Consider the following 15,612-nt stretch of genomic DNA (forward strand, 5'->3'; position numbering starts at 1 on the left):
ATTGCGCCACTCTCGAACAGACGTACTGCACGTATCCGCGAAACAGGCGGTGGTGAACTCGACTCGAGGGTGGGATTTCATTCGATGGATGCGCTCTGGAACTTCATCTCCGGTCGACGACAACAACTGCTCACCGACTCGTACCTGCACGTCTCCGCTGTGCTGCAATCTGTCATCCTCGCGACGATCATCGCGATCCTGGTGGGGATTGCCGTCTACCGCTCCCCCGCCGGATCAGCGATCGCCACCGCACTCGCCAGCACCATCCTCACGATTCCGTCGTTCGCCCTGCTGGGTCTGTTGATTCCGATCCTCGGTCTCGGTGTCGCACCGACCATCACCGCCCTTGTCCTTTACGCGCTCTTGCCGATCATCAGGAACACGATCATCGGGTTGGCGTCGGTCGATCCTGCAGTGACCGACGCCGCGCGAGGCGTCGGTCTGAACCGCATGAGAATTCTGGCGAGAATCGAGATGCCCCTGGCCTGGCCGTCGATTCTGGCCGGCATGCGGGTGAGCACGCAGATGATCTTCGGCATCCTGGCCATCGCCGCCTACGCCAAGGGCCCCGGGCTGGGCAATCTGATTTTCTCGGGTCTGAGCCGCGTCGGCAGCCCCAATGCGGTTCCGCAGGCACTCGCAGGAACCGTGCTCATCGTCATACTCGCTCTGATCGTCGACGGCCTCCTCGTCCTCGTCGGGCGTCTTACAACCTCGAGGGGTATTCGTGACTGAAACAACCAGGCAGCATGTCTCTGGCGTCGAGATCGTGCTCGATTCCGTCAGCAAGCGGTACCCCGGTCAGAAGGCCGCAGCAGTCGACAACGTCTCCCTGACGGTCCCTGCGGGCGAAACCGTGGTCTTCGTGGGTCCATCGGGTTGTGGGAAGACGACCACGATGCGGATGATCAACCGTCTGATCGAACCGACGTCGGGCACCATCACCATCGACGGCAAGGACGCACTGTCCATCGACGCCGACGAACTGCGCCGCGGCATCGGTTACTCGATCCAGCAGGCCGGGTTGTTTCCCCATCTGACCATCGCAAAGAACGTCGGTACCGTTCCCGGTCTGATCGGGTGGGACAAGAAGCGCATCGCTGCCCGCACCGACGAGATGCTCGACCTCGTCGGCCTCGACCCGGATACCTATCGCCACCGCTACCCCCGGCAGCTGTCCGGCGGACAGCAGCAGCGGGTCGGGGTGGCTCGGGCGTTGGCAGCCGACCCCCCTGTCCTGCTGATGGACGAACCGTTCGGTGCGGTCGATCCGATCACTCGCGGACTGCTTCAGGACGAACTGATGCGGTTGCAGACCGAACTCGGCAAGACCATCGTGTTCGTCACCCACGACTTCAACGAGGCAGTGAAGCTGGGCGATCGCATCGCGGTGCTCGGTGAGCAGTCGGCGATCATGCAGTACGACACTCCGGAGGCCATTCTGGCGAACCCGGCAAACGAGATGGTCGCCGGCTTCGTCGGCGCCGATGCCTCGCTCAAACAACTCACGCTCACGCGCATTCGCGATGTTCGGCTGCTGCAATGCCCGACGGCCGAGGTGGGCGATCCCGTCGATGCTTTCCGCGCGAAGATCACCTCTCGCAAATGGCAGTGGGGCCTCATTCTCGACGATCGCAAGCGCCCCCTCAGATGGGTCTCTCCCACGCACCTTGCGACTGCGTCCTCGCTGCGCGAGGTCGGGATGCCGATCGGTGAGCTCGTCTCGATTCAGTCGACACTGCAGGACGGACTCGAAGCCCTGCTGGCCGAGAGCACGGCGTCGACCGTCGTGACCGGGCTACACGGGGAGTACGTCGGCCTCATTTCCATCGACACTCTCGTGGATCATTTGCAGACCATGCGCGAGGCACACGCCCACGATCACGACGACGCCGACGAGCCTGACCCGATCGAGCCCGAGAATGCAGCACGGGAGACGTCGTCGTGACCGCATCCCAAGCTCGGGCACCGGAGATGGAGGTGCCTCCCGACGAAGGCACCGCAGAGCGCGCAAGCCTCGCGCGGGGCGCCCGGATCCGGTTGATGGTGCAGCCGACCATTGTGCTGATCCTCGTAGCCTCAGTACTCCTCTGGGCCTTCAACCGCGACTTGACCGCCACTCAGCAGGGCAGCATCAGCATCTCGAACATCGCGTCGTTGACGTGGCAGCACATCCTCCTCACGGTCGCCGTCGTCGTCATTGTCATCATCATCGCGGTGCCGCTGGGCACACTGCTCACTCGGCCCGGCTACACCAAGCTCGCTCCCATTTTCGTCGGTATCGCGAACATCGGTGCGGCTGCCCCTGCCATCGGTCTGCTTGTTCTGTTCTACCTGGCAACCAAGCAGACCGGGTTCTGGACCGGCGTGCTGCCGATTGCGTTCTACTCACTGCTTCCGGTGCTGCGCAACACGATTCTCGGGTACCAGGAGGTCGACCGCACGGTGATCGACGCAGGGCGGGGCCAGGGGATGTCGGCCGCGACGCTGCTACGCCGGGTCGAGTTTCCGTTGGCAGTGCCGTACATCCTGGCCGGACTCCGCACATCGCTCGTGCTCGCCGTGGGCACCGCGACACTGTGCTTCCTCGTCAGCGCAGGAGGACTGGGAATTCTGATCGACACCGGATACAAGCTCCGCGACAACGTGACCCTCGTCGTGGGGGCCGTGCTCGCGGTATCGCTGGCATTGTTCGTCGACTGGCTCGGCGCGCTGGCCGAACAGTATCTCGGACCGAAGGGGCTGCGATGAAATCCGTCCGTGGCGGCGTGCTCGCGCTCGCACTGTCCGGGGTGATACTCGCCGGATGCGGTTTGGAGTCAGGTGGTGCGGTACCGCTCGAGGTGGGCCCAGGGAGCATCCAGCCGGTACCCGAACTCGAGAACGTGAAGATGACGGTAGGTTCCAAGGACTTCAGCGAGCAGATCATCCTCGGCTACATCATCGAGTTCGCGATGGTTGCCGCCGGCGCCGATGTGCGCGACCTGACCAACATTCAGGGCTCCAACAGCACCAGGGACGCGCAACTCGACGGCCAGATCGATCTCACCTACGAGTACACCGGTACCGGTTGGATCAACTACCTGGGCAACGAGATCCCGCTTCCCGATTCGCAGCAGCAGTACGAGGCAGTCCGCGACGCCGACCTGGCAGCCAACGACATGGTGTGGGCGGTACCGGCGCCGATGAACAACACGTATGCGCTGGCGATGAGTCAGGAGACAGCGCAGCAAACCGGAGTGAGGACGCTCTCGGACTACGCCGAGTTGGTGCGCACCGACCCGGCTGCAGCATCCACCTGCGTCGAAACCGAGTTCAACGTCCGACAGGACGGGTTTCCGGGGTTGGCCGCGAAGTACGAGTTCGATCCCAATGCGGTGCCACGTGAAATTCTGCAGACGGGCATCATCTACCAGGCGACAGCCGACGGCAATCCGTGCAAGTTCGGCGAGGTGTTTACTACCGATGGCCGCATCATCGCACTCGACCTGGTGCTGCTCGAGGATGATCGCTCGTTCTTTCCCAAGTACAACCCGGCATTGATAATGCGAAAGGATTTCGCCGATGCACACCCTCAGGTGACCGAGGTGATGGCACCGATCTCGGCAATGCTCACCGACGAGGTCATGACCGAACTGAACCGGCAGGTCGACGTCGAGGGCAACGAGCCGGCGGAAGTGGCCCGGGACTGGTTGGTTTCCGAGGGATTCGTCACCATGGGGTAGGTCCCCATGTGCGCGGAAATACGTGTCCCTCTATGTATTTCCGCGCACATGCGCGCAGCGCCTACCCGCCGAAGGTCCGCTCCACCACCTGCTTTGCACGACGCGTCACCCGCAGGTAGTTGTCGAGGAACTCCCCCGCGTCGCCGTTGCTCCAGCCCGCGACCTTCGCCACCGCCGAGAGCACGTGGCCCGGACGAGGGAGCTGGTCGGTCGGCTTGCCTCGCACGAGAACGAGGGCGTTGCGAGCCTTGGTGGCCAGGATCCATGCTTCGCGCAGCAACTCCACATCGGTTTCGCTCATCAACTCGGCGGCACCGATGGCATCGAGAGTCTGCAGTGTCGACGTGTTGTGCAACGAGGGCACTTCGTGCGCATGTTGCAGCTGAATCAGCTGGACCGTCCATTCGATGTCGGCGAGTCCGCCGCGGCCCAGCTTCGTGTGGGTGGCCGGGTCCGCGCCCTTCGGCAATCGCTCCGAATCGATCCGTGCCTTGATGCGACGTATCTCGCGAACAGCGTCCTGCGAGACGCCGCCTTCCGGATAGCGCACCCTGTCGGCCATCAGCAGGAAGCGAATCCCGAGATCCTGGTCTCCGGCCACCTGGTGTGCACGAAGGAGCGCCTGCACCTCCCATGCTTGCGCCCACTGCGCGTAATACGCCTCGTAGGAGGCGAGCGTGCGGACCACGGGCCCGTTGCGCCCCTCCGGGCGCAGTCCGGTGTCGACTTCCAGCGGCGGATCGGTACTCGGCGCACCGAGCATCTTGCGGATCCTGTCTGCGATTCCGTTCGCCCATTTGAGGGCGACAGTGTCGTCGGCGTCGCCGGTCGGCTCGCACACGAACAGCACGTCCGCGTCGCTGCCGTAGCCGAGTTCGCCGCCGCCGAGACGCCCCATTCCGATGACCGCCAAGGTTGCGGGAGCCGGTTCCCCGCGCTCGGCGGTACTGGCCCTGATCGCAGCATCCAGCGCGGCATTGATGACGGCAGCCCACACCGAGGACAACGCGCGGCACACCTGCGGCACTTCGAGCATGCCCAGAATGTCCGCCGATGCCACCCGAGCCAACTCGTGTCGGCGCAACGAACGTGCCGCGTTGATGGCCCTGGCCGGGTCCTCGTAACGGCCGGACGAGGACAGGATTGCGCGGTACGTCTCCTCCGGCTCGACGTCGAGCAGTCGCGGACCCGTCGGACCGTCAGCGAACAAGCGAATCACTTCAGGCGCTTTGATCAGCAGATCCGGCACGTAGGCCGAGGATCCGAGCACGATCATCAGCCGCTGCGCGACGGCGCCTTCGTCGCGGAGTGTGCGCAGGAACCAGGTCTGATCGACTGCGGCCTCGGACAACCTGCGGTAGTTGAGCAGACCGGCATCGGGGTCGGGGGTATCGGCGAGCCATTCGAGCAGGGTCGGCAGCAGTACCGCCTGGATCTGCCCCCGCCGGGCACCTCCGCCGACCAGGGCCCGAAGGTGCCCGAGGGCATTCTCGGGCGTTGCGAAGCCGAGTGCGGCGAGCTGGCGTTTGGCGGCATCCGGCGTCAGCCGCACGGTGTCGGAATCGAAGCGCACCACCGAATCGAGCAACGGTCGATAGAACAACTTCGCGTGCAGACGGCGAATGCGCTGGGCGTTGCGTTTGATTTCGGCGTTCAGCACACCCAGTGCGTCGCGGTTGCCGTCGGGACGCATGTGCGCGGCCCGCGCCAGCCAGCGCAGCGCTTCTTCGTCGTCCGCCGGCGGAAGGGTGTGCGTTCGCTTCATCCGCTGCAGCTGCAAACGATGCTCGAGCAGTCGCAAGAACTCGTACGAGGCGGTGAGATTGGCTGCGTCGTCGCGGCCGATGTATCCGCCCTCGGTGAGCGCGGCGAGCGCATCGACGGTGCCCAACACACGGAGAGTTTCGTCGGTGCGGCCGTGCACGAGCTGCAGCAGCTGGACGGCGAACTCGACGTCGCGCAGACTTCCGCGTCCGAGCTTGATCTCCCGCTCCCGTAGTTCGGGTGGAACCATCTCCTCGACGCGGCGACGCATCGCTCGCACCTCGGGAACGAAATCCTCGCGTTGGGAGGCGAGCCACACCATCGGGTTCAGCGCGGCGACGTAGTCGTGACCGAGTTCGAGGTCTCCGGTCATCGGACGTGCCTTGAGCAGGGCCTGGAACTCCCAGGTCTTCGCCCACCGCTTGTAGTAGGCGATGTGTGAATCGAGGGTGCGGACGAGTTCGCCCCTCTTACCTTCCGGTCGCAGGGCGGCATCGACCTCGAAGAAGGCCGAGGAGCCCACTCGCATCAGCTCACCGGCAATCCGGCTGGCGACCGAGTCGGCGGGCTCGGCTACGAACACCACGTCCACGTCGGAGACGTAATTGAGTTCCCGTGCACCGCATTTGCCCATCGCGATCACCGCGAGACGGGTGGGACACGGCCTGTCGGGGCACGCGGTGGCGACGGCAACGGCGAGGGCGGCAGTCAACGCGGCGTCGGCCATGTCGGAGAGCTGGTTTCCCACCAGCTGGTACGGAAGCACCGGCTCGTTTTCGACGGTGGCGGCGAGGTCGGCTGCCGCCAACACCATCACTTGATCGCGGTAGGTCTTTCGCAGCGCTGCGACGGCCTCGGGCCCGATCACCCCGGCCCGATACAGGCTCGGTGCCGCGTTCTCGCCGGTCTCGGGAACCGCGTCGACCGCGTCGAGCAGTTCCTTGGTGAGCTGCGCCTTGCTGGGCAGTTCGATCTGCGCGTTGGCTCCGGCCGATCTGCCGGGCGGAGTGCTGAGCAGTTTCCACGACTCGGGATCGGACACGAGGTGGTCGGCCAAGGCGCTCGATGCACCCGTCAGACCGAACAGTCTCCCGCGGAGACCTCGGTCCGACCGCAGGGCGGAGTCCAGTTGCGCATACCGATCGCCCAGAGCTTCGGCCAATCGAACGAGCGTCCGGAGGGCAAGGTCAGCGTTGGCAGCACGAGAGAGCGACCACAGCAGTTCGAGGCTGTCCTCGCCGACCCATCCCAGCTGCTGAAGATCGCCGGGGGCCGACGATTCCACCAGGCCCAACCGACCTGCCCCTGGGACAATGGACCGTGACGTGGGTGGGCGCACCATCAGCGCACCCCCGGACTCTGACGTGACACAGATTTCACCTTATCGCGGGTGTGAATTCCTCGAACCGATCGAGGTAGAACCTAACCCATCGAGGTGTGCAATCGTCACAACCCCAGGTAGGCCTTGAGCTCGTACGGGGTGACGTGGCTGCGGTATTCCTCCCACTCGCGACGCTTGTTGCGCAGGAAGAAGTCGAAGACATGCTCACCCAGCGCTTCGGCGACGAGTTCGGAATTCTCCATCGCGTTCAGGGCCTGATCGAGGCTGCCGGGAAGTTCCTTGTAACCCATTGCGCGCCGCTCCGCAGTGGTCAGAGCCCACACGTCTTCCTCGGCCTCGGGAGGAAGCGTGTAGCCCTTCTCGATTCCGCGCAAGCCGGCTGCCAGCAGTACCGCGAACGCGAGGTACGGGTTGCAGGCGGAGTCAGGACTGCGGATTTCCACGCGCCGCGAGGAGGCCTTGTTCGGGGTGTACATCGGCACACGGATCAGGGCAGAGCGGTTGGCCGGGCCCCAGGACGCAGCTGTGGGTGCCTCCCCGCCGCGAACGAGCCGCTTGTAGGAGTTGACCCACTGGTTGGTCACGGCACTGATCTCGTTGGCGTGCTCGAGGATGCCTGCGATGAACGATTTGCCGGTCTCCGACAGTTGCATCGGGTCGTCCGGGTTGTGGAAGGCGTTGGTGTCGCCCTCGAACAGGCTCATATGGGTATGCATCGCCGACCCGGCCTGGTCGCTGAAAGGCTTGGGCATGAACGTTGCGCGCACGCCCTCCTCGATCGCAACTTCCTTGACCACGTAGCGGAAAGTCATGATGTTGTCCGCCATCGACAAGGCGTCGGCGTACCGAAGATCGATCTCCTGTTGTCCGGGCGCAGTCTCGTGGTGACTGAATTCCACGGAGATGCCCATCGACTCGAGTGCGTCGATCGCGTGACGGCGGAAGTTGGGTGCCGAGTCGTGGACGGCCTGGTCGAAGTAGCCACCGTTGTCTGCCGGCGTCGGCGGTGTGCCGTCCTCGGGGCTGTCCTTGAGCAAGAAGAACTCGATCTCCGGATGGACGTAACAGCTGAAACCGAGGTCGGCTGCCTTGCTCAGCTGGCGACGCAGAACGTGGCGCGAGTCGGCCCAGGACGGCGAGCCGTCGGGCATCGCGATATCGCAGAACATGCGCGCGGAGTGCTGGTGGCCCTTGCTCGTGGCCCACGGCAGGATCTGGAACGTCGACGGGTCGGGTTTCGCGACGGTGTCCGCTTCCGAAACACGCGAGAACCCCTCGATCGCGCTGCCATCGAAGCCGATGCCCTCGTCGAAGGCACCCTCGAGTTCGGCCGGCGCGATGGCCACCGATTTCAGGTAACCGAGGACATCGGTGAACCACAGGCGGACGAAGCGGATGTCGCGCTCCTCCAGAGTCCGGAGCACGAATTCCTTTTGGCGATCCATGTCCGCGAGAGTAAGCAAACGGCGTTAAATCTGTGTTACATGGTGAATTCGGTCTCACTTCCGACATGTCTCACCAGGTCCAACGCCGGTGTGAGCACGATCAGCACACCAAATCGTTACCTGGCGGGGTCAGATTCACGAGGTACTCGACCACTGGTCCGTCTATGCACGCCACTCCGGAGAACGCCACGGTGTGCTGTGTGCCGTCGAATGTCACCAGGTCTGCGTCGAGCTGCCGTGCCAGCTCGACGCCGGCTTGGTAGGGCGTGGCAGGGTCGAATGTCGTCGAGACCACCACGAGCGTCGGAAGACCAGAGACCGTGACTGTCCCCGGGTTTCCGGTGTTGGGCACCGGCCAGAACGCGCAGACATCGAGGGGCGCCGCTCCCGTGCCGAGTCCGTCGTCCAGGAATGGTGCCGCCTCGCGGTAGCGACGGTCCGCTTCCCCGGCCTCGGCTCGATCGGTCGTCGGCGGATCGTCGACGCAGCGAATGGCGTTGAACGCGTCGTCGAGATTGGAGTAAGTGCCATCTTCGAGTCGGCCCTGGTACGTGTCCGCGAGGCGGAGCAAGGTGTCACCGCGCCCCTCACTCAATTCGTTGAGGCCCGCGCGCAGAAGCCGCCACAGACTCTGCGAGTACAACGCCTGCTGCACCCCGGTCACTGCGTCGTCGTAACTGAGGCCGCGCGGATCAGTGGTGGCGGCGGGCGTCTCGATCAGAGGGTCGACGAGCTCCCGGAAGCTGCTGCTCGCATCGGCCGGATCGTTTCCGAGCGGGCATCGGCCGGTGAGAGCGCAATCTTCTGCGAAAGCATCGAAGGCCGCTTGAAACGCCGCCCCCTGGTCGATGGCCTCGTCGACGGGGCTCTGCTCGGGGTCGAGTGCGCCGTCGAGCACCATCGCGCGGACATTGCCACCGAACGCCTCCGCGTAGGCGGTGCCGATCCGGGTGCCGTACGAGTACCCCACGTAAGTCAATTTCTCATCGCCGAGGACGGACCTGATGACGTCCATATCGCGCACGACCTCGCGGGTGCCCACATGCTCGAGAACCTCGGCGCCGGTCCGTTCCACACACTGCTCGACGTACTCGCGGTGGTCCGTTTCCTGCTCGGCGATGCCCTCGGGCGAGAGGTCGACTTCGGGTTCGCGACGTTCCCGGTCGATCTCCTCCGCGGTAAGACACCGAATGGCGGGTGTCGACGCGCCGATACCGCGAGGGTCGAAGCCGATCCGATCGAACCGGTCGGAAATGTCCGAGCTTTCGGCCTGGGTGGCGAGATAGAGCCCCGACGACCCGGGGCCGCCGGGGTTGAACAAGATCGAACCGATCTTCTTCCCTGCCGCTTCCGACCGCGAGATGGCGATGCTCGCCGTCTCGCCGGCCGGGTCCTCGTAATCGAGCGGAACGCTCACGTACGCGCAGGAGACCGAGGACGGCAGGACGGTGCCGTCGGTGCTGAAGCTCTCGCACGACCCCCAGTCGAGTTGCTGTGTGTAGAACTGTTCCAGGCCGTCGGGTACGACACCCGCTCCCGGCGGGAACTCGGCACCCGCCTCCGACTCGGCCACGCCCTCGATCGTTCGGTCGACGGCACATCCCGTCGCTGCCAACGCCGCGGCGCCGAGCACCGCCACCAATCGCGTCGTCACCCTCGCCCGTGCGAACGCGATCATCTCTGCTGCCACCGCACTCTGCGCGTACATCTCATGCAGGTGATGGTGCCAGAGGTGGAGGCACGAGCGTCCACAACTCCGCTCTGGCCCACCCACGCTAGGCTTCGATTCGTGCAGGCATTGAGAGTCGCCCTCGCCCAGATCAATTCCACCGTCGGCGACCTGCCCGGCAATTGCGCACTCATCGCCTCGTGGGCCTCGCGCGCCGCACAGGAAGGCGCCCAGGTCGTCTTGTTCCCCGAGATGGCGGTGACGGGCTACCCCGTCGAGGATCTCGCTTTGCGCCCGTCGTTCGCCCGAGCTTCGAAGCAAGCTCTCGAGGAACTCGCGATCACGCTCGACCGTTCCGGCTGCGGTGACACGGTCGTCGTCGTCGGATATCTCGATCGCGACCAGGCCGGCTCGCGGAACAGCGCCGCCGTACTGTTCGGCGGCGCTGTTCTCTCCCGATACGACAAGCACGCTTTGCCCACGTATCGAGTCTTCGACGAACTGCGGTACTTCGCACCCGGTTCGCGCCTGAGCATCACCGAGGTGAACGGGTTCCGCCTGGGCGTGGTGGTATGCGAGGACATCTGGCAGCCCGGTGGCCCGGTGCCTGCGTATGCGGCTGCCGGAGTCGACCTGTTGTTGTGTTTGAACGCGAGCCCGTACGAACGCGGCAAGAGCGCCGTTCGTCGGTCCATCGTCGAACGGCGCGCAGCCGAGGCCGGTGTGCCCATCGCGTACACCAACCTTGTCGGCGGACAGGACGAACTCGCCTTCGACGGCGGAAGCCTCGTCCTCGCAGCAGACGGCACGCTGCTCGGACGTGCCCCGGAATTCGCCGAACACCTGCTCTGCGTCGATGTCGCCCCACGGCAGGCTCCAGGATCGAACCAGGATCACGTTCCCGGCTGGAGCGTCGATCGACACACACTGCCCGATCTGATCGTCCGTGGATGGGACCGAACCCCGGTGTCTGTGGCGCCGCCGCGTCCGGACGAGGACCTGGTGTGGAGCGCCCTCGTCACAGGCCTTCGGGACTATGTGCACAAGAACGGTTTCACCTCGGTGGCCCTCGGCCTGTCCGGTGGAATCGACTCCGCGGTGGTTGCTGCCGTCGCCGTCGACGCACTCGGCAGCGACGCGGTGCACGGAGTGTCGATGCCGTCGAAGTACTCCTCGGACCATTCACGCACCGACGCCGATGAACTTGCTCGCAGCACCGGTATTCACTTCAGGACGGAGCCCATCGCTGCCACGGTCGATGCCTTCGTAGACCAGCTGACACTCGAGGGCCTCGCCGAGGAGAACATTCAGGCCCGCTGCCGCGGAATGACATTGATGGCCCTGTCCAACTCGGCAGGCCACCTCGTCCTCGCGACCGGCAACAAGTCCGAATTGGCGGTCGGCTACTCGACCATCTACGGCGACGCGGTGGGCGGCTTCGCCCCGATCAAGGACGTCCCGAAATCGATGGTCTGGGCACTTGCTCGATGGCGGAACAACGAAGCAGTGCACCGCGGTGAAGTGCCACCGATTCCCGCGGGCAGCATCGACAAACCACCGTCGGCCGAATTACGGCCCGATCAGCTCGACACCGATTCACTGCCCGATTACGACGTGTTGGACGCCATCCTGTCTCGCTACGTCGACTTCGATCGCAGCGTCGAAGACATCGTCGCCGCGGGCTTCGATCGAGGCACGGTCGAGGACATCGTTCGCAAGGTCGACGCGGCCGAATACAAGCGCAGGCAATATCCCATCGGCACCAAGATCACTTCTCGGGCGTTCGGTCGGGACCGACGAATGCCAGTCACGAACCATTGGCGCGTCGGCACCGCGCAAGTGTGACCAATTGCACGTCCGACTCACCATCGACGAGAGGATCGGGGCTGGCAGACTGGATGACGTCATCAACCCCACATCCCGGGGACCCGCACGGCGGGCCTCGAGGAACCGAAAGGGACAAAGATGTCCGATTCTGTCTACGGTTCGACCGACGCACCCGTCTCCGCCCTCACTCGCAAGACACGCACGCATCATTTGCTGCAGATGAAAGCCGAGGGTGAGCGCTGGGCAATGCTCACTGCATACGACTACTCGAGCGCCCGCATCTTCGAGGAGGCCGGCGTCCCTGTTCTGCTGGTGGGCGACTCCGCAGCCAATGTGGTCTACGGATACGACACCACCGTGCCCATCACCATCGACGAGCTGCTGCCACTGGTCCGCGGCGTCGTACGAGGCGCCCCCAACGCCCTCGTCATCGCAGATCTCCCGTTCGGCACCTACGAATCCTCGCCGCAGCAGGCTCTGGCAACCGCGACGCGCTTCATGAAGGAGGGGCTCGCGAACGCCGTGAAGCTGGAGGGAGGCGAACGTGTGGCAGATCAGATCGCAGCCATCACAGCTGCCGGCATCCCGGTGATGGCGCACATCGGCTTCACCCCGCAGAGCGTCAACGGATTGGGCGGATTCCGAGTGCAGGGCCGCGGCGACGGTTCGGAGCAGCTCGTCGCCGATGCCATCGCCGTCCAGGAGGCCGGCGCGTTCTCCGTGGTCATGGAGATGGTGCCCGCAGACATCGCCGGACAGGTCACCCGCAAGCTCACCATCCCGACCGTCGGCATCGGTGCCGGAAACGAAACCGACGCCCAGGTGCTCGTGTGGCAGGACATGGCGGGCTACACCAACGGCAAGACCGCGAAGTTCGTCAAGAAGTTCGGCAACGTCGGCGACGAGTTGCGCAGCGCCGCTGCGGCGTATCTCGCCGAGGTCCGAACCGGTGTGTTCCCCGGCCCGGAGCACAGCTACTGACCTGATGGCACACTCGTCGGCATGAACTTCGGTGCCATCAAACCAGACCCTCAGAGGTACGCCCGCGCAGTTGTCTCCATCGTGGGCGTGGCCGCGCTCGCGGTCACCGTCGGCGCATGCGGAACCGACACCACGAACACAGGGCAGTCGTCGACGCCGACCACCGCCTCTGCGTCACCGGTGACCACCGCTCCTGCTGCTGCCGACACGATCACCGATCAGCAACGCTTGCAGCTGTGCACCGATCTCGAAGAGCAGCTTCAGGAATGGCGAATTCAGGGCCCGACGCTGGGTCGCGGCGGCCTCAACATCGTCGTTCAGACCTGGGCTGCGCAGAGCGGGGTCATCAACCTGCGGATCGTGCAGGACAGGTCGATCGTCGACGAGATCACGGTGGCGCAGTGCCCCGAGGTTCGCGAAGAGGCGATGCGTTCGCTCGACATTCCCGATCTCGCGTCGGGACTGGTCGGGTTCTGAGGATGCCCGAAGGCTACTCGCGCAAGCTCTATCCGCCGATCGAACCATACGACGCGGGCCATCTCGACGTCGGCGACGGTCAACGCATCTACTGGGAAACCAGTGGGAATCCTGCCGGTAAGCCAGTTGTGTTCGTGCACGGCGGCCCCGGGGGCGGAACCGGGCCGGCGCAGCGTCGCTATTTCGATCCCGACAGATATCGGATCGTGCTGTTCGACCAGCGCGGTTGTGGACGATCGACTCCGCACATTGCCGATGGAGCGGATCTGACGGTCAACACCACTGCTGATCTGGTGGCCGATATCGAAAGACTGCGGGAATTCCTCACGGTCGAACGCTGGCTGGTGTTCGGCGGATCCTGGGGGTCGACGCTGTCCCTCGTGTACGCCCAGAGTCACCGACATCGCGTCACGCATCTGATTCTGCGGGGCATCTTCCTGCTTCGTCGCAGCGAGATCGACTGGTACTACAACGGCGGAGCAGGCCACATGTTCCCAGAACTGTGGGACAAGTTCCTCGCACCGGTGCCCGAGACGGAACGAGACGGCGATCTGGTCGAGGCATATCACCGCCTGTTGCACTCCCACGACCGTGACGTTGCGACCGAGGCCGCGATCGCGTGGTCGTCATGGGAGGCGGCGACGAGCTACCTGCTACCGCAGCCGGATCAGATAGCGGAGAACGCCGATCCACGTTTCGCGTTGGCTTTCGCGGGAATCGAGAATCACTATTTCCGCAACGGTGGATTTCTGCGCGAGAACCAGTTGCTCGCGGACGCCCACCTACTGGCCGATATCCCCGGCGTCATCGTCCAGGGTCGGTATGACGTGGTGTGTCCGGCAACGAGTGCGTGGGAGCTGCACAAGGCGTGGCCGTCCTCGGAGTTGATCGTGGTCGACGACGCCGGGCACTCCGCTTCCGAGCCCGGCATCGTCCATCACTTGGTCGAGGCAACCGACCGCTGTGCGTCGGCGTCCGACTCGTAGCCGAACTCGATCCGCCGGGTCTCCATATCTGCCGCGGTCAACGTCACCGTTACCCGCTCCCCTTCCGGGGGCGCTCCGTTGCACTTGCCCATGACGATGGGTGATTCGACGAATACTTCCGCCGGCCGTTTGCCCTCGGCGCCGCGCAGCACCACCGCCGAGAAGCGCTCACCGACGCGCTCGTGCAGAATCACCGCCTCGGTCAGATCGATACATGCCCTGTCGACTTTCGACGCCGTCGAATCCGACCGCCGCATGGCTGCGGGGAGGTCGGGTAGCGCACGCCGAACCCAGTCGGGGATGTCCACACCTGCTCCGACTGCGAGGCATATCTCTGTCGCGAAGCGGTCCGAGAGCCGGCGGAGCGGCGCCGTCACGTGCGCGTAGGGGGCGGCAATACCTGAATGCTCGATGCGCTCGGGGACATCGCCGTCGAACGCTGCGTAGTCCGCGCCGCGCAGCAGAGTGGTCGCCCGCGTCATCAGCGCCAGCGTGGTGGGTGCATCGCGCGGCAACGACGCAAGCACAGCGCCGGCGGACGCTCCCTCCGGCCAACCGATTCCCAGGATCGCCGCGGTGTACTTCAGCGTCTCGACCACCTCATCCGACGCCGCCGGCAGCGTCCGGAGAAGTCCGACACCGGCGTCGAGCATGGTGCGCGCCGCACACATACCCGTCAGCAGTGAAACATCGGCGTTCCAGGCGTCGACATCAGTTCGTGCCTGTAGCGCGATGTGCCAGGACTTCCCGTTTTTCACCACGTCCTGCTCGGGCAACGTCAGGTCGATCGCCCCGCGCCGGATCGCCGACTGCGCTCGCAGTGCACCGAACTCGCCGAGAGCCGCGATGGACGTGTGTGCCGTCCCCTGCTCGAAATCAGCCTGTACCCGCGCGTAGTCGAAGCGCGCCACCGACCGGACGGTTGCCCTGGTCACCTTCCAGGAGACTGGCTCACCTGCTTCGTCCAACTCGATCCGCCAGAGTGCCGCCGGTCGGCTCTCGCCGGGAAGCAGACTCGCCGAGCCCTCCGACATCACGCGAGGATGCAACGGGATCGAACCGTCCGGAAGGTAGAACGTCTGACCTCGCTGACGGGCCTCCATGTCCAGTGCGCCCTCCGGCGCAACGAATGCGCCGACGTCTGCAATTGCGTAGTGCAGTAGGTATCCAGCCGCCAGCTTTTCGATGTGCACGGCCTGATCGAGATCCATCGACCCTGGAGGGTCGATGGTCACGAAGGGAATGTCGGTGCGGTCTCGGCGATCGGACGCGTGGCGATCGGTTGCCGACCGAGCTTCTGCGAGAACGTCCGCCGAGAACGCATCGTGCAGATCGAATTCGGACTTGATGGAATGGAAGTCGAACGCTTTTGCCGACAGGTGCGCCAGAACCACCG

General features: G+C 64.7%; 12 protein-coding genes. 8 read left to right on the forward strand and 4 right to left on the reverse strand.

Annotation, left to right across the window (positions count from 1 at the left end; translation table 11 throughout):
- The first annotated feature begins 84 nt into the window (after positions 1 to 84).
- The 4 genes from KVY23_RS08480 to KVY23_RS08495 are packed head-to-tail and all read left to right on the forward strand — an operon-like array spanning position 85 to position 3,725.
- A complete protein-coding gene (locus KVY23_RS08480) occupies positions 85 to 735 on the forward strand; it encodes an ABC transporter permease (RefSeq protein WP_206509689.1) in 651 nt (216 codons plus the stop codon).
- Complete coding sequence (locus KVY23_RS08485) at positions 728 to 1,948, forward strand: ABC transporter ATP-binding protein (RefSeq protein WP_230556042.1); 1,221 nt, start codon at positions 728 to 730, stop codon at positions 1,946 to 1,948. The genes KVY23_RS08480 and KVY23_RS08485 overlap by 8 nt, the downstream gene beginning before the upstream one ends.
- 26 nt (positions 1,949 to 1,974) lie before the next feature.
- Entirely contained in the window at positions 1,975 to 2,751 is a 777-nt protein-coding gene (locus tag KVY23_RS08490; protein WP_230556084.1) for an ABC transporter permease, read from the forward strand.
- Entirely contained in the window at positions 2,748 to 3,725 is a 978-nt protein-coding gene (locus KVY23_RS08495) for a glycine betaine ABC transporter substrate-binding protein (RefSeq protein WP_230556043.1), read from the forward strand. The genes KVY23_RS08490 and KVY23_RS08495 overlap by 4 nt, the downstream gene beginning before the upstream one ends.
- A gap of 61 nt (positions 3,726 to 3,786) precedes the next feature.
- Here KVY23_RS08495 and KVY23_RS08500 read toward each other — a convergent pair whose 3' ends face one another.
- The 3 genes from KVY23_RS08500 to KVY23_RS08510 all read right to left on the reverse strand — a co-directional run bounded on the left by KVY23_RS08500 (position 3,787) and on the right by KVY23_RS08510 (position 9,954).
- Positions 3,787 to 6,831: a bifunctional [glutamine synthetase] adenylyltransferase/[glutamine synthetase]-adenylyl-L-tyrosine phosphorylase gene (locus KVY23_RS08500; RefSeq protein WP_230556044.1), complete on the reverse strand. Its 3,045-nt coding sequence runs from the start codon at positions 6,829 to 6,831 to the stop codon at positions 3,787 to 3,789.
- Positions 6,832 to 6,935: 104 nt separating this feature from the next.
- Positions 6,936 to 8,276 carry a type I glutamate--ammonia ligase gene (glnA, locus tag KVY23_RS08505; RefSeq protein ID WP_075840488.1) on the reverse strand — a complete coding sequence of 447 codons (1,341 nt, stop codon included), beginning with the start codon at positions 8,274 to 8,276 and terminating at the stop codon, positions 6,936 to 6,938.
- A gap of 100 nt (positions 8,277 to 8,376) precedes the next feature.
- On the reverse strand, positions 8,377 to 9,954 hold the full coding sequence (locus KVY23_RS08510) for an alpha/beta hydrolase (protein ID WP_230556085.1): 1,578 nt from the start codon (positions 9,952 to 9,954) through the stop codon (positions 8,377 to 8,379).
- A 111-nt stretch (positions 9,955 to 10,065) separates the two neighbouring features.
- Here KVY23_RS08510 and KVY23_RS08515 point away from each other — a divergent pair, with 111 nt between their 5' ends.
- The 4 genes from KVY23_RS08515 to pip all read left to right on the forward strand — a co-directional run bounded on the left by KVY23_RS08515 (position 10,066) and on the right by pip (position 14,216).
- Positions 10,066 to 11,790, forward strand: a complete 1,725-nt coding sequence (locus KVY23_RS08515; RefSeq protein WP_230556045.1) for an NAD+ synthase — start codon at positions 10,066 to 10,068, stop codon at positions 11,788 to 11,790.
- A gap of 120 nt (positions 11,791 to 11,910) precedes the next feature.
- Complete coding sequence (gene panB, locus KVY23_RS08520) at positions 11,911 to 12,753, forward strand: 3-methyl-2-oxobutanoate hydroxymethyltransferase (RefSeq protein ID WP_075840486.1); 843 nt, start codon at positions 11,911 to 11,913, stop codon at positions 12,751 to 12,753.
- A 21-nt stretch (positions 12,754 to 12,774) separates the two neighbouring features.
- Positions 12,775 to 13,230, forward strand: coding sequence for a hypothetical protein (locus KVY23_RS08525; protein WP_230556046.1), 456 nt, complete (start codon positions 12,775 to 12,777; stop codon positions 13,228 to 13,230).
- A gap of 2 nt (positions 13,231 to 13,232) precedes the next feature.
- Positions 13,233 to 14,216, forward strand: a complete 984-nt coding sequence (pip, locus tag KVY23_RS08530; RefSeq protein ID WP_230556047.1) for a prolyl aminopeptidase — start codon at positions 13,233 to 13,235, stop codon at positions 14,214 to 14,216.
- On the opposite strand, the gene KVY23_RS08535 is transcribed toward pip, so the two are convergent.
- Positions 14,168 to 15,610 carry an RNB domain-containing ribonuclease gene (locus KVY23_RS08535; RefSeq protein WP_230556086.1) on the reverse strand — a complete coding sequence of 481 codons (1,443 nt, stop codon included), beginning with the start codon at positions 15,608 to 15,610 and terminating at the stop codon, positions 14,168 to 14,170. The genes pip and KVY23_RS08535 overlap by 49 nt on opposite strands.
- Positions 15,611 to 15,612 lie beyond the last annotated feature (2 nt).

The sequence above is a fragment of the Rhodococcus sp. I2R genome (assembly GCF_020889545.1).
Lineage (GTDB): Bacteria > Actinomycetota > Actinomycetes > Mycobacteriales > Mycobacteriaceae > Rhodococcoides.

Coding starts and splice junctions, on each gene's coding strand:
- KVY23_RS08480 (WP_206509689.1), top strand. CDS start 85: ATGGATGCGCTCTGGAACTTCATCTCCGGTCGACGACAACAACTGCTC.
- KVY23_RS08490 (WP_230556084.1), top strand. CDS start 1,975: ATGGAGGTGCCTCCCGACGAAGGCACCGCAGAGCGCGCAAGCCTCGCG.
- KVY23_RS08495 (WP_230556043.1), top strand. CDS start 2,748: ATGAAATCCGTCCGTGGCGGCGTGCTCGCGCTCGCACTGTCCGGGGTG.
- KVY23_RS08500 (WP_230556044.1), bottom strand. CDS start 6,831: ATGGTGCGCCCACCCACGTCACGGTCCATTGTCCCAGGGGCAGGTCGG.
- glnA (WP_075840488.1), bottom strand. CDS start 8,276: ATGGATCGCCAAAAGGAATTCGTGCTCCGGACTCTGGAGGAGCGCGAC.
- KVY23_RS08510 (WP_230556085.1), bottom strand. CDS start 9,954: ATGATCGCGTTCGCACGGGCGAGGGTGACGACGCGATTGGTGGCGGTG.
- panB (WP_075840486.1), top strand. CDS start 11,911: ATGTCCGATTCTGTCTACGGTTCGACCGACGCACCCGTCTCCGCCCTC.
- KVY23_RS08525 (WP_230556046.1), top strand. CDS start 12,775: ATGAACTTCGGTGCCATCAAACCAGACCCTCAGAGGTACGCCCGCGCA.
- pip (WP_230556047.1), top strand. CDS start 13,233: ATGCCCGAAGGCTACTCGCGCAAGCTCTATCCGCCGATCGAACCATAC.